Origin of the sequence: Amycolatopsis tolypomycina (genome assembly GCF_900105945.1) — a bacterium.
Taxonomy (GTDB): Bacteria; Actinomycetota; Actinomycetes; order Mycobacteriales; family Pseudonocardiaceae; genus Amycolatopsis; species Amycolatopsis tolypomycina.
Genome location: NZ_FNSO01000004.1, coordinates 2,357,526 through 2,372,590, shown reverse-complemented (window position 1 = coordinate 2,372,590; position 15,065 = coordinate 2,357,526). Strand labels below are relative to the sequence as shown.

At 74.3% G+C, this 15,065-nt stretch carries 5 protein-coding genes; all 5 read left to right on the top strand.

From position 1 onward, the window contains the following. Positions 1-7: 7 nt before the first annotated feature. The 5 genes from BLW76_RS21005 (at position 8) to BLW76_RS20985 (ending at position 15,064) form a co-directional block, all read left to right on the top strand. Positions 8-541, top strand: coding sequence for a GTP-binding protein (locus tag BLW76_RS21005; protein WP_091309978.1), 534 nt, complete (start codon positions 8-10; stop codon positions 539-541). Continuing rightward, positions 538-1,746: a cytochrome P450 gene (locus BLW76_RS21000; RefSeq protein WP_091309977.1), complete on the top strand. Its 1,209-nt coding sequence runs from the start codon at positions 538-540 to the stop codon at positions 1,744-1,746. Before BLW76_RS21005 ends, BLW76_RS21000 begins: the two co-directional genes overlap by 4 nt. Positions 1,747-1,813: 67 nt before the next feature. Further along, positions 1,814-2,710 carry a sulfotransferase domain-containing protein gene (locus BLW76_RS20995; protein ID WP_091309975.1) on the top strand — a complete coding sequence of 299 codons (897 nt, stop codon included), beginning with the start codon at positions 1,814-1,816 and terminating at the stop codon, positions 2,708-2,710. Positions 2,711-2,837: 127 nt separating this feature from the next. Next, complete coding sequence (locus BLW76_RS20990; protein ID WP_244170245.1) at positions 2,838-6,641, top strand: non-ribosomal peptide synthetase; 3,804 nt, start codon at positions 2,838-2,840, stop codon at positions 6,639-6,641. Further along, positions 6,638-15,064: an AMP-binding protein gene (locus tag BLW76_RS20985; RefSeq protein WP_091309973.1), complete on the top strand. Its 8,427-nt coding sequence runs from the start codon at positions 6,638-6,640 to the stop codon at positions 15,062-15,064. Before BLW76_RS20990 ends, BLW76_RS20985 begins: the two co-directional genes overlap by 4 nt. Position 15,065: the final 1 nt, after the last annotated feature.

Sequence of the window (15,065 nt, the reverse complement as noted above, 5' to 3'; positions counted from 1 at the left end):
GAAGATCGTGATCGTCGGCGGGTTCGGGGTCGGCAAGACGACCATGGTCCGCTCGGTCAGCGAGATCCGCCCGCTGAGCACCGAGGAAACCATGACGCAGGCGGGCGTCGGGATCGACGACGGCGCCTCCCCCGGCAAGACCACCACCACGGTCGCGTTCGACTTCGGGCGGATCAGCCTCAACGAGCACATGGTGCTGTACCTGTTCGGCGCGCCGGGCCAGGAGCGGTTCTGGTTCCTGTGGGACCGCCTGTTCGCCGGGACGCTGGGCGCCGTCGTGCTGGTGGACACCCACCGGCTGGCCGACTCCTGGTACTCCATCGACCGCCTCGAGCACCACGGGACGCCGTTCATCGTGGCGCGCAACAACTTCGGCGAACCGGAGCACTCCCTGGACCAGGTGCGGCAGGCGCTCGACCTGTCCGCCGACGTGCCGCTGATCGACTGCGACGCCCGGCGGCGCGACTCCAGCAAGACCGTCCTGCTTTCCCTCGTCCACCACCTCTTCGCCCTGTCCGCCGCCCGGGAGACCACGTCATGAGCACCCCTCAGCCCGCCCTCGCCACGCCGTTGTCCGGGCCGGGGTTCCAGCAGACGTCCGCGGAGCTGTACGCGGAGCTGCGGCGCGCGCACGGGCCGGTGGCCCCCGTGCTGCTCGACGGCGACGTGCCGGCGTGGCTCGTGCTCGGCTACCGCGAGGTGCAGTACGTCGTGAGCAACCCGGAGGTCTTCGGCCGCGACTCGCGGCGCTGGAACGCCTGGGACCGCGTCCCGCCCGACTGGCCGCTGCTGCCGCTGCTGGCCTACCAGCCCACGATGATGTTCGCCGAGGGCGCCGAGCACCGGCGGCGGGCCGAGGCGCTGGACGAGGCGCTCGGCGCCGTCGACCAGTTCGAGCTGGGCGCCCGGGCCCAGCAGGTGGCCGACGAGCTCGTCGACGCCTTCGCCGGGAGCGGCGAGGCCGACCTGATCACCCAGTACGCCGACGGGATCCCGCTGCCCGTCGTGGCCCGGATGATCGGCGTGCCGGACGCGGAGACCGCGGACCTGGTCCGGGACGTCTACCAGACCCACGCCGCCGGCGAAGGCGCGAACGAGGCGTACGCGCGCGTCCGGGACAAGGTGCGGCAGCTGGTCGAGTCCCGCCGTCTCGCCCCCGGGCCGGACGTCACGTCGCGGCTGCTGGCCCACCCGGCCGCGCTCGCCGACGAGGAGATCACCGAGGACCTGCTCCACCTGATGAACGCGGGCCAGCTGCCCACCGCGTACTGGATCGGCAACACCCTGCGGCTGATGCTCACCGACGACCGCTTCGCGATGACGCTGGCCGGCGGGCGCCGCAGCGTCGGCCAGGCGCTGAACGAGGTGCTGTGGGAGGACACGCCGACCCAGAACTTCCCGGGCCGGTTCGCCGTCCACGACCTGCAGCTGGGCGGCAGCCGGATCCGCAAGGGCGACCTGCTCATCCTCGGGCTCGCCGCGGCCAACCAGGACCCGCTGGTGCGGCCGGTCCCGCAGGCCTCGACGGGCAACCAGGCGTACCTGTCGTTCAGCCACGGCGAACACCGGTGCCCGTACGCCGCCCAGGAGATCGCCAAGGTCATCGCCGAGGCGGCGATCGAGGTGCTGCTCGACCGGCTCCCGGACGTCGGGCTGGCGGTGCCGGCCGACACACTGGCCTGGCGGCCGTCGCCGCTGTTCCGCGGCCTGGCGGCGCTGCCGGTGCGGTTCACGCCGTCCTGGTGATTAGCCCGGCTCGCGGATAGCCGGGCGGCCACGACCGTGGGATTCTGGCTCCCGGGGGTGGGGCGGAATGGGCGAATTGCGGCGGTACCGCACGGTGGTGTCCGACAGCGCGCTGTGGGCCGGGTTCCGGTTCCGTGCCGGGGACATCGTGATCAGCACGCCGCCGAAGTGCGGCACGACGTGGATGCAGATGCTGTGCGCGTTGCTGGTCTTCGACACCGCCGAGCTGCCCCGGCCGCTCACCGAACTTTCCCCGTGGCTGGACGCGACCACGTACGACACCCCGGCGATCCTGGCCGACCTCGAAGGACGGCGGCACCGGCGGTTCGTCAAGACGCACACCCCGCTCGACGGCCTGCCGTCCGAGCCGGACGTGACGTACGTCTGCGTCGGCCGTGACCCGCGGGACGCGATGCTGTCGTTCGAGCACGCGGTGGCCAACATCCACCCGGACGCCATCACGGCGGGCGGCCTCCAGGTCGTCGCCCCGCCCCCGGCCGACCCCCTCGAGCGGTTCCGGCTGTGGGCGGACGCGGACTTCACGCCGTCGTCGGACGGGTTCGGGGTGAGCCTGGCCAACCTGGTCCACCACGTGCGGACGTTCTGGGACCACCGCGACGAGCCCGGCGTGGCCCTGTTCCACTACGCGGACCTCCAGGCCGACCTGCCGGGCCAGCTGCATCGCCTGGCCCGGGTGCTTTCGATCTCTTCGCGGCGGGTCGACCAGCTCGCCGAGGCGGCGACGTTCACCCGCATGCGGAGCCGGGCCGACGAGCTGGCCCCCGGCGTCGACGCGAAGCTGTGGCGCAGCAACACGGGGTTCTTCCGGTCCGGCACCAGCGGCCAGTGGCACGACCTGCTCGACGACGCGGCTGTCGACCACTACCAGCGGCGGCTGGCCGAGCTGGCGCCGCCCGATCTCGCCGCGTGGCTCCACACGGGCCGGACGGACTCCCACGCCTGAAGGGACTTCCGGGCAGACTTTTTGTCTTCACCCGATGGTGTGGTGTTAACTGGCGCACGACAGAGAGCGTTTCCCCGACTCGGCCTGGTTCGCCCTATTCGCCCTGCCCCGCCCGGAAAGGCCGTCCATGCGCGTGTCCGCCCCGCTGTCGTCCGGTCAGCAGCGCCTCTGGACCGTTTCCCAGCTGGACGGAGCCGGGCCGGCCTACAACGAGACGATGGCCTTCGAGCTGCGGGGCGCGGTGGATCGCGAGGCGCTGCAGCGGGCGTTCGACGCGCTGGCCGACCGGCATGAGGCGTTGCGGACCCGGATCGTGGTCGAGGACGGGCGGCCGGTGCAGGTGGTGGAGCCTGCCGGGGTCGGGTTTCCGTGCGAGGTGACCGATGTCGCCGGGCGGCCTGAGGAGGCCGCCGAGCTGCGACGGCGGGAGGTGCTGGCGCCCTTCGACCTGGGGCGGGCGCCGCTGGCGCGGGCTCGGTTGCTCGCGGGGGCGCCTCCCGGTCTCCACGCTACCGGCGACCACCGACAGTCCCCGGACACCCACATCCTCCTGATCACCGTCCACCACATCGTCTTCGACGGCTGGTCCCGCACCCTCCTCCTGCGCGAACTCGGCCTCCTCTACGCCGCGGAACTGCGCCGCACCGCCGCCGACCTGCCGCCCGCGCAGCCCTACCGTGCGCACGCCCTGGCCCAGCAACGCTGGCTCGAGAGCGACGGCCCGGCGCCGCACGAGGCCTACTGGCGGGAGCGGCTCGACAACGTCCCGCCCGTACTCGACCTGCCCGCCGATCGGCCACGTCCCGCGCGGCAGGACTTCCGGGGCGCCCGGGTGCCCGTCGCCCTCGGGCCCGATCTCACCGCGCGGCTCAAGTCGACCGCGCGCGAGCACGGTGTCACCCTCTACTCCACCATCCTGACCTGCTGGTTCATCCTCTTGAACCGACTTTCCACGCAAATTGACATCGTTGTCGGCGTGCCCACCGGCAATCGCGGCGAGGAAAACGCTTCCACGCTCGGCTTCTTCGTCAACACCCTCGCCGTGCGGGCGAAGCTGTCCGGCGACCACACCGGAGCTGCGCTGCTCAAGGAAGTCCGCGTCGCCCTCCGGGGTGCGATCGACCACGCCGAACTGCCCTTCGAACGCGTTGTCGAGCTCGTCAACCCGCCGCGCAGTCCGGCGCACACCCCGCTCTTCCAGACCATGTTCGCCTGGGTGCCGACGCAGCACGCCCTCCTCGAACTGCCCGGCGTGACCGTCGCCCCCCTCGACGTCGAGGACGCGCCCGCGAAGTTCGACCTCGCGCTCAACCTGGCCCATGAGGACGGCGACGTCCGCGGGCACCTCGACTACGCCGTCACCCTCTTCGACCACGCCACCGCCGAACGGTACGGCCGGTACCTCGTCCGCCTGCTCGACCAGCTGGCCACCCGGCCGGACGCCACCATCGCGAGTTACGAACTCCTCGACGACCGCGAGCGCCGCGACATCCTCACCACGGCTCCCCGCGCCACCCGGCGTCCCGGTGGGCTCGTCGACCGGTTCACCGCCCACGCCGACGCCACCCCGCACGCCCCCGCGCTCGTCTGCGACGACCGGACGCTCACCTACGGGGAACTGGACCGCCGCAGCACGAAGCTCGCCAACGCCCTGCGTGCCCGCGGGGCTGGGCCCGGGCACGTTGTCGCCATCCACAGTGGACGGTCCGCCGAGCTGGTGGTCGCCGTGCTCGGGGTGCTGAAGGCCGGGGCCGCCTACCTGCCGCTCGACCCCGCCCAGCCGGCCGCGCGGCGGGCCGCGATGCTCGAGGACGCGCGTCCGGTGCTGGTCCTCGGGGACGACATCGACGCGCTGGAAAACGAAGGCCACGAAACCCGCAGGCCGGTCGCCACCGACCCCGGCGAGACGGCCTACGTGATCTACACGTCGGGGTCGACCGGGCGCCCGAAGGGCGTCGCCGTGACCCATCGCAGCGTCCTCGCCCTCTTCGACCAGTGGCTCGACCGCTTCGGCGCGACTCCCGGCGAGGCCACGTCGGCGTGGTCCAGCATCGGCTTCGACGCCTCCGTGCACGAACTGCTGCTGCCCCTGACCACCGGCGCCGTGCTGCACGTCGTGCCCGAGGACGTCCGGCCCGATCCCGCCGCGCTGATGGCGTGGCTGCGGGAACACCAGGTGGTGCAGGCGTTCCTGCCGCCTGCCTACGTCCGGTGGATCGACGAAGACCCCGGCCGCGTCCGCGGGCTCGCGCTGCGGCAGCTGCTGACCGGCGTCGAACCGCTGCCCGACGCCGCCCTCGCCCGGCTCACCGCCGCCCTGCCGGGCCTGCGGATCTGCTTCGGCTACGGGCCGACCGAAGCCACGCTCTACGCCACCGCGCACTTCGACCCCGAGCCCGTGGACCGCCCGGCGCCGATCGGCCGGGCGCTGCCCGGTTCGCGGCTCTACCTGCTGGACGACCGGCTGCGCCCGGTGCCACCGGGCGTGGTGGGCGAGGTCTTCCTGGCCGGCGACTGCCTGGCCCGCGGCTACCTGCACCGGCCGGGGCTGACGGCCGAGCGGTTCGTGGCCGACCCGTTCACCCCCGGCGAGCGCATGTACCGCACCGGGGACCTGGCGAGGTGGCTCCCGAGCGGCGAAGCGGAGTACGCCGGCCGCCGCGACGACCAGATCAAGCTGCGCGGGTTCCGGATCGAGCCCGGCGAGGTGACCGCCGCGCTGCTCGCCGTCCCCGGCGTGCGGGAAGCCGCCGTGCTGGTGGACCGCGAAGGCGAGCCGCGGCTCGTCGCCGGGGTCGCCGGCGGTGGCGGCCGGACGCCGCACGAGTGGCGGGCCGCGCTGGCCGGCCGGCTGCCCGACTACATGATCCCGTCGGTCTTCGCCGAGTTCGACCGGCTGCCGCTGAGCCGCAGCGGCAAGCTCGACCGCGACGCCGTCCTGGCCCGAGCCCGCACGAGCGCCTCGCACAACCCGGTCAACACGACAGCTCCGCGCGACCACGTCGAGCTCGCGCTGCTGCGGATCTGGCGCGCGCTCCTGGTGCACCCCGCGATCGGCGTCTCGGACGACTTCTTCGACGTCGGCGGCACGTCGATCTCGGCGATCAAGCTCGCCCACGCCATCGGCACCGAGTTCGGCCGCGAGCTGCCGATCCAGGACGTCATCCTGCACCCGACCGTCGAGGCGCAGGCCGCCCTGCTGCGCGCGGACGGCCCGCCCGGCAGCGGCAGCCTGATCGAGTTCCGCCGCGGCGCCGGTGCGGCCCGCGTCGTCTGCGTGCACCCGGCGGGCGGCACGGCGTTCTGCTACCTGCCGCTCAGCGGGCTGCTGCCCGAGGACGCCGGCGTCGTCGGCATCCAGTCCCCCGGGCTCGACCCCGGCGAGGAGCCGCTGCCGAGCGTCGAGGCGATGGCCGAGGAGTACCTGCGGCTCGTCGACCCCCGGCCGGACGAGACGCTGGTCCTTTGTGGACTTTCCTACGGCGGGCTGGTCGCCCACGAAATGGGCCGCCGGCTCGCGGCACACCACCCGCGGGTCAGCGTCGTCCTGCTCGACACCACCGCCACCGACGACCCGGCCGCGAAGGCGGCGATCGAGCCGGTGCCCGCGGCCGAGTTCCGCGAAAAGCTGGTCCGCTTCAACGGGATGTACCCCGGGATCGAGGACGCGCAGATCGAGCGCTACCACCGCACCTACAACCACAACCGGCGGACCGCACGCGACCACGACCCCGGCGAGACGGCCGCGCGCGTGGTGTTCGTGCAGGCCGTCGGCGAGGACCCGGTTCCCGGCACCGTGGAGTTCTGGCGCCGCCGCGCCCGCGGCGGGTTCGAGGTGGTCCCCGCCGGGTGCGGGCACTGGGACATGCTGGAGAGCGACGCGCTGCCCCTGGTCGCCAAGATCGTCACGGCCGAGCTGGCGGCCCGATGACGTCGATCGCCCGCCGCGTCCACGACCGGGCCTTGCGGCACCCGGACGCCCTCGCCGTGTCCGACGGCGACCGACGGCTGACCTACGCCGAGCTGAACGCGGGGGCCGCCGGCGTCGCGGAAGCGTTGGCGCGCCAAGGTGTTCGCCCGGGTGACGCGGTCGCCGTCGCCCTGCCGCGCTCGCTGGAGCTGGTGCAGGCCATGCTGGGTGTGCTGCGCCTCGGCGGCCAGGTCGTGCCGCTGGACCGGCAGAGCCCGCCCGCGCGCCGCGAGGTCATCCTCGCCGACGCGGGTGCGGTCGCGGTGATCGAGGGCGAGCTGCCCGTTGCGACTCCCGCGGAAGCCGGGGTGCCCGCCGAGCCCGCGCCCGCGTCGTTCCTCTTCTCCACCTCCGGTACGACCGGGCGGCCCAAGGGCGTGGAGATCCGCGACGCGGGCGTCCTGCGCCTGGCCGAACCCGGCTGGCTCGACCACGGCACGCGGTACGCCTGCCTGGCCAACCCGGCGTTCGACGCGATCAGCTTCGAGGTGTGGGTGCCGCTGCTGACCGGCGGCACGTGCGTGATCCTCGGCGACGACACCGTCCGCGACCCGCAGGCCTTCGCCGACGCGCTGGTTCGCGAACGCATCGACACGATGTTCGTCACGGCGACGCTGTTCAACGCGGTCGCCGAGACCGTGCCGGGCGCCTTCGCCACCGTGCGCCGGGTCGTCATCGGCGGCGAGCAGCTCAACGCGCCGCTGATCCGCCGCTGGTACCGGGCCAACCCGGACGCGCCGACGCGGCTGCAGAACGGCTACGGCCCCACCGAGACGACGACGTTCGCGCTCAGCTACGCGATCCCGCGCGGTTTCGACGGCGACGTCGTGCCGATCGGCCGTCCGCTGCCGGGCACCGGCGCGGTCGCGGTCTTCGCACCGGACGAGCGTGTGGCCGCCGAAGGCGAGGTCGCCGAGTTGTACCTCTCCGGCGCCGGGGTCGCCCTCGGCTACCGCGGCCTGCCCGCGGAAACCGGGCAGCGGTTCGTGCGGCTGCCGTGGCTCGACGAGGGCCGCGCGCGGTTCTACCGCACCGGCGACCTGGTTCGCGTGCTGCCGGGCGGGCGTTATGCCTACGTCGGGCGCACCGACCGGCAGGTCAAGGTCCGCGGGTTCCGGATCGAGCCGGGCGAACTGGAACAGCGGCTCCTCGCGCACCCGGAGATCCGCCAGGTCCACGTGGCCGTGCGCCGCGCCGCCACGGCCGAACTGCTCGCCTTCGTCGTCGCCGGTGACCTGTCCTTCGAGGACTTCGAGACGCACCTGGCCGAGACCGTGCCGGCCTACATGCGGCCGCACCACGTCTTCCGCGTCGGCGAGCTGCCCCGCAATGCGAACGGGAAGGTCGACGAAGCTGCCCTGGTGGCGGGCGGAATCCCGGCGTGGCGGCCGGACTCCGGCGGCGAAGCGACCCCGTGGGAGCGCGAAGTCCTGGCCGTCGTGTCGGACGTCCTCGGCGTCCCGGATCTCCGTCCGGGTGACGCGTGGCTGCGGTCCGGCGGCGACTCGCTCAAGGCGCTGCGGCTGCGGTTCGCGCTCCGGGAGCGCTGGGGTGCGGACCTCGCGCCTTCGGTGGTGCAGCGCGGGACGTTCGCCGATCTCGCCGCCGCGGTTTCGGCGGCGGGGCAGGCGGCCTACCCGGAGCCGGGCCCGCCCACCACCGCAACCTCGGCACCGGCCACCAGCGAGCAGCAACGGCTTTGGCTGCTGCAGCAACGGAATCCGGCGTCCACGGCGTACCACGTGCCGCTCGCCTTCCGCGTCACCGGCTCGCCCGACCTCGACACCCTGCGCCGGACCGTCCGGGAATTGGTGGTCCGGCACCCGGCGCTGCGCACCGCGTTCGAAGCGACGGCCGACGGCCTGCGGCAGGTGGCGACCGCGCCCTACGACCCGTGGACCGAACCGGACGACGGCTTCTTCACCGCGCCCTTCGAGCTGGCGTCGGGCCGGCTGCTGCGCGCGGCCTGGCGCCCGGACGGGACGCTTCTGCTGTGCCTGCACCACATCGCCGTCGACGGCTGGTCGCTGAACGTCCTCTTCCGCGAGCTGTCCGGCGCGCCGCCGCGGCCGGGAGCGCACACGCCGTTCGACTTCGCCGCCTGGCAGTCCCGCTGGTTCGCTTCCCCCGCCTACCGCGACCGGCTGACCGATCGGTCCGACGAGGCCGAGCCGCTCGGCGAAGCGTCCCTGAAAGGGCGGCTGCACACGACCCGCATCGACCGCGAGCGCGTCGACGAATGGGCCGGCGACCTGGGTCTGACGCGGTTCCAGCTCCTGCTCGGCGTGTTCGCCTGGAGCCTGTACGCGGTGACCGGGCGAACCCGGCCGCGGATCGCCGCACCGGTCGCGAACCGGCCGGTGCGGGAGTTCGAAGACGGTGTCGGGATGTTCGCCAACACCGTGCGGCTGCCGCTGGCCGTGGCCCCGGACGAAGACCTGGGCACCCAGTTGCGGCGGCTCGGCGAAGCGGCGGGATCGGTCCTGGACCACCAGGACGTCGCGTTCGCCGACCTCGACCCCGGGTACGCGGCCTTCGACTACCTGTTCGTCCTGGAGAACACCGACTTCGGCGCGTTGCGCCTGCCCGGGTGCACGGTCAGTCCACAATGGATCGAGGCGGCCGAGGCGAAGTGCGCGCTGACGCTGTCCGTCGTGGAACGGCCGGACGGCTTCGACTGCCTGTGGGAGTACGGGGAAGGCCACTTCACCGAGGCCGAGGCGACGGCGCTCGGCGAAGTCTTCGACCGCGCCCTGCACGGCGACGCCCGGATCCCCGACCACCGCGACCACGGCCGTGGCGCGACGACGGAGCTGACCTGGGAGACCGTGGCGGACGGCTTCGCGCGGCAGGTCGCGCGGACGCCCGACGCCCCGGCGCTGACCGGCGACACGACCCTGACCTACGCCGAACTGGACGCGCACGCGGCCCGGCTCGCGGCCACGCTGCCCGCCGACGCCACGGACATCGCGCTGTACTTCCGGCCGTCGGCCGAGCACGTCGTCGCGCTCCTGGCGCTGGCCCGGCTGAACATCACCGCCGTGCCGCTCGACCCCGCCTACCCGCCGGAGCTGCTGCACGCCATGCTCGACCGCGTCCGGCCGCGCTGCGTCCTGCTGGCCCCGGGCGAAACCCTCGACACGGACGTCGAACGGCGGTTCGTCACGCTCACCGGCGGGCCGGTGCCGGACGTCCCCGCCCGGCACGCCGGACGGCCGCTCTACACGCTGTTCACCTCGGGCTCGACCGGCGTGCCGAAGGGCGTGCGCGTCCCGGACCGCACCCTGGCCAACCTGCTGCAGTGGCAGGCCGCCCCGCCCGCGGCGACGCAGCAGTTCTCGATGCTGTCGTTCGACGTGTCGTTCCAGGAGATCTTCACGACGCTGTGCGGCGGCGGCCTGCTGCACCTGATCCGCCCGGAGTGGCGCCACGACGTCCCGGCGCTGCTGGACCAGCTCGACAGCGCCGGCATCGAGCGGATCTTCCTGCCGTACGTGGCGTTGCAGCTGCTGGCCGAGCACGGCGTCCGGCTCGGCCGGTACCCCGCGCGGCTGCGGGACGTCGTCACCGCCGGCGAGCAGCTGGTGTGCACGCCGGCGATCCGCCGCTGGTTCGCCGGGCTGCCCGGCGCGCGGCTGCACAACCACTACGGCCCGACCGAGACCCACGTCGTCAGCGCGCTGACCCTCGACGGCGACCCGGCGGGCTGGCCCGACCGGCCCGCGATCGGCCGCCCGGTGGCCAACGCCCTCCTGCGGGTCGCCGACGCCGCGGGCGCGCCCCTGCCGCCGGGGCAGGTGGGCGAGCTGCTCATCGGCGGCCTCCCGGCGAACCGCTGCTACCTCGGCGACGCGGCACCGGAGAAGTTCGCCGACCTGCCGGAGCTGTACTACCGCAGCGGCGACCTCGCCCACTTCGACCGCGCCGGGCTGCTGCACTTCGACGGCCGGGCCGACCGGCAGGTCAAGCTCAGCGGGCACCGGCTCGAACTCGGGCAGGTCGAGGCCGCGCTGCTGCGCCACGCGGACGTCGTCAACGCCGTCGTCGCGGCCGAAGACGGCCGGCTGACGGCGTTCCTGGAGTGCCGCCGGACGCCGTCGGCGGCCGAGCTGGCCGACCACCTCGTGCCGCTGCTGCCGCCGCACGCGCGGGTCGACCGGTTCCGCGTCGTCGCCGCCCTGCCGCGCACGCCCAGCGGGAAGCTCGACCGGGACGCCGCTCCCCGGACGGCGGGGACCGACCTGCACCGGACGGCCGCGCGGCCGTCGAGCGAGCTGGCGGCGCTGTTCGAGGAGGTGACCGGCACGCCGATCGGTCCCGACGAGACGTTCTTCGCCGCCGGGGCCAGTTCGCTGTCGCTGATGCGGTTCCACCTGCGCTGCGCGGAAGCGGGCTACCGGTTCACGGTGGCCGACCTCTTCGAGCACGTCACCCTGCGGGACCTGACCCGGCACCTCGAACGCGGCCCGGCCGCGACGGCCGCGTCTTCCCGAGCCGCGGCCGACGAGCCGGTGGCCGTCGTCGGCATGGCGGTGCGGCTGCCCGGGGCGGCGGACCTGGCGGCGTTCTGGGACCTCGTCGTCTCGGGCCGGCGTGGCATCGAGGAGTTCCCGGCCGCGGACGGCCTGGTCGGGGCGCGCAGTCTCCTGGCCGATCCGCTGGCGTTCGACCCCGCGTACTTCGGCATCAGCCACCGCGACGCGGCGCTGATGGACCCGCAGCAGCGGCAGCTGCTGATGGCGTGCGTGGAAGCCCTGTCGCACGCCGGGATCACCTCGGGCGACGGCGTCGGGATCATCGCGGGCTGCGGCGAGAACACGTACTTCCAGCAGATGCTGCGCGAAGCCGACCCGGCGGCGCTGCCGGACGGCTTCCAGCTGGCCCTGCACCACGAAAAGGACTTCCTGGCGACGAAGGTGGCCTACCACCTCGACCTGACCGGCCCGGCGCTGACGACCCAGACGGCGTGTTCGAGTTCGCTGGTCGCCGTCCACCAGGCCGCCGGGATGCTGCGCGGCGGCGAGGCGGACGCGATGCTGGCCGGGGGCGTGCTCGTCGACGTCACCCTGGCCGAGGGCTACCGGTACCGGCCGCAGCACATCTTCTCGCCGGACGGGCACTGCCGCCCGTTCAGCGACGACGCCGACGGCACGGTGGGCGCGAGCGGCGTCGGCGTCGTGGTGCTGAAGCCGCTTTCGGCGGCCCGTCGCGACGGCGACACCGTGTACGCGGTGATCACGGGTTCGGCGCTGACCAACGACGGCGCGGTGAAGCAGGGCTACAGCGCGCCGTCCCCGGCGGGACAGCGTTCGGCGATCCGGGCCGCGCTGCGGCGGGCCGGGCGCTCGGGCGCGGACGTCGGCTACGTGGAGACGCACGGAACCGGCACCCGCCTTGGCGACCCGATCGAGGTCGCGGCCCTGCGCGAGGCGATGCCCGAGGTGTCGGCGTGCGCCCTTTCGTCGGTGAAGAGCCAGCTCGGCCACCTGGGCGCGGCAGCCGGCGTGGTGGGGCTGATCCGCGCGGCGTTGGCGGTGCACCACGGGGTGCTGCCGCCGACGGTGGACTTCCGCGTGCCCAACCCGGCGCTGGAGCTGGGGCCGTTCCGGGTGCCGACGTCCGCCGAACCCTGGCCCGCGGGCCCGCGGGTGGCCGGGGTGAGCAGCTTCGGCATCGGGGGGACGAACGCCCACGTCGTGCTGGAGCAAGTGCGCCCGGTGCCGCCGTCACGCCCGGATCCGGTGCGGTGCCTGGTGCTTTCGGCCCGCAGCGCGACGGCGTTGCGTTCGGACGCGGCCCGGGTGGCGGACTACCTGGCCGCGCACCCATCGTCCTATGTGGACGTCCTCCGGCACCTGCAGTCGGGCCGGCCCGAGGGTCACTGGCGGATGGCGGCGGCGTGCGAGGACGCGGCCGCGGCGGTCGAGTGGCTGCGCACGGCCGAGCCCCAGGAAGTCCCCGACCCGGCACTTTCACGTGAAAGTGCCCACTCCGGCCCCGCTGCCGAGCAGGCCGCGGCCTGGCTGAGCGGCGCTCCCGTCGACTGGGGGCACTCCCCTGCCCCCGCGCCGTGGGACTTCCCGCCGCCCGCGTTCGACGCGCAGGACTTCGGCTTCCCGCGCGAAGCCGCCGTCGCGCGGCTGCCCGAATCGCGGTGGCTGCACCAGCCCACCTGGGTGCGCCTGCGCCGTTCGGCCACCGCCACCCGAAGCGGCCGCGTCCTCGTCGTCTGCGGCGAAGGCCCGCTGACCGCCCCCGCCCTCGACGCCGCCTACCCGCGGGTCGTGCGCGTCCACGCGGCCGGCCACTTCGCCCGCCGCGGCCCGGACACCTTCGACGCCGACCCCGCCGACACCACGCACCTGCGTCAAGTACTGGACGCCCTGCCGGACACCGGGATCGACTGGCTGCACACCCTCCCCCTCGGCGTCGCCGGCCCGCTCGGCGAGGCCTCCGTGCGCCACGCCACCTGGGCCTGCCTCGACACGCCCGCCGCGCTCCTGCGGGCCGCGCGTGACCGTCCACTGAGGACCTGGTGGGTCTCCGCCGGTGCCGCGCCCGCGACCACCGCCGTCACCCGCCCGGAAGCCGGGCTGCTGGCCGGGGTCACCGCCGTCGGCCCGCAGGAAACCGGCGTGCCCGGCCACTGGGCCGATCTCCCCGGCCCGGACCTGGACCCCCTCGCCGACCTGCTCACCGGTCCGACCCCGCCCGCGCGCGTCGCCCTCCGGAACGGCTTCTGGTGGGCCAAGGAGACCGCCGCCGTCACCGACGGCGAACCCGTCGCCGCCGACGGGACGCACCTCGTCCTCGGCGGCACCGGCGGGATCGGCACGGCCGTCGCCGAAGAGCTCCTGACCCGCACGACCGGCCGCGTCGTCCTCCTGGCGCGCCACCCTCACCTGCCCGAAGCGCTCAAGCCGTGGGCGGACCGCGTCGACCTGCTCGCCGCCGACCTCACGGAGATCACCGCCGACGACGTGCGCGGCCCCTTCGCCGGGATCGTGCACGCGGCCGGGGTCCCCGACGGCGGGCTCATCGCCACCCGCGGCGCCGGCACGCAGGCAGTCAAGCTCGCCGGGGCTCTCCTCACCGAACAGCTCATCGAACGCGACCGGCCCGCGTATGCCGTGTACTGCTCCTCGCTGTCCGCGCAGTTCGGCGGGATCGGCCAGCTGGACTACGCGGCCGCCAACGGCTTCCTCGACGCCCTCGCCCACACCGACGGCCCGACCGTCCGGCTCTCGATCGGCTGGGACGCCTGGCGCGACAGCGGCATGGCCGTCACGGCCCGGGAGACCGACGCCCGGCACCAGGCCCACCTGGCCGTCGGCCTGCGCGACGACGAGGGGCGGCGCACCTTCGCCCGCGCGCTGGGGACCGGGCTACCGCAGGTCCTGGTCGCCACGACCGGCCTCGAATCCGCCCGCGCGTTCCACGAACGCGAGACCACCCCGGCGGCCAAACCGGCCGATGCGGACCTGACCGAGGAAGTCCGCGCGCTCCTCGGCGTCGCCGAGCTCGACCCCGACGTCCCGTTGTACGACCTCGGCGCCGATTCGCTGACGCTGCTGGACGTCGTGGACTCGGTGAAACGCCTCTACGGCGTCGACCTCGACCTCGCCTGGCTCGGCCCGGAGGTGACGATGACCACGTTGCTGGCCAAGCTCGCCGAAGCCGCCGACACGGGCGACGTGGTGGTGCAGGTGTGGCGGGCCGGCGCCGGCCGTGAAGTCGTGTGCCTCGTGCACCCGGTCGGCGGGGACGTCCACGCCTACCGCCCGCTCGTCGAGGCGCTGGATCCGGCGCTCGGCGTCTGCGTGATCGCCGATCCGGCGCTGAGCCTGCCGGAGCCACCCGGTTGGTCCATTGTGGACCGGGCCCGGCGTTACCACGCGGCGCTGGCGCGGCGGTTCCCCGGCCACGTCCGGCAGCTGGCCGGGTGGTCGTTCGGCGCCTGGGTCGCGGCCGGCATGGCCGCTGAAGCCGAGGCCGCCGGGCAGCCGGTGCGGGCGCTGCACCTCATCGACCCGCCGCCGCCCGGCGCGAGCGCCGCGGACTACAGCGAACCGCAGCTGGAAACGGTGTTCGAGCGGGAGCTCGGCGCGTCCGGCGGCACCGCGGGCGAGCACGCCCGCCGGCTCGCCCGCGCGTGCCGGGCCAACCTGGCGAGCATGGCGGGGCACGAGCTGCCCCGGCTGACCGCGACGCCCAGCCACGTCTGGCTCGCCGCCGAACCCGAAGCCGGCCTGCCGGTGACCGCGCGCGACGGCTGGCGCGCGCTGCTGCCCGCACCGAGCCACTGGCGCGAGCTGCCCGCCACCCACTACGGCATCGTGCGCGCCCCGCACGTCACCGTGGTGGCCGCGGCCATCGGACCGTGAG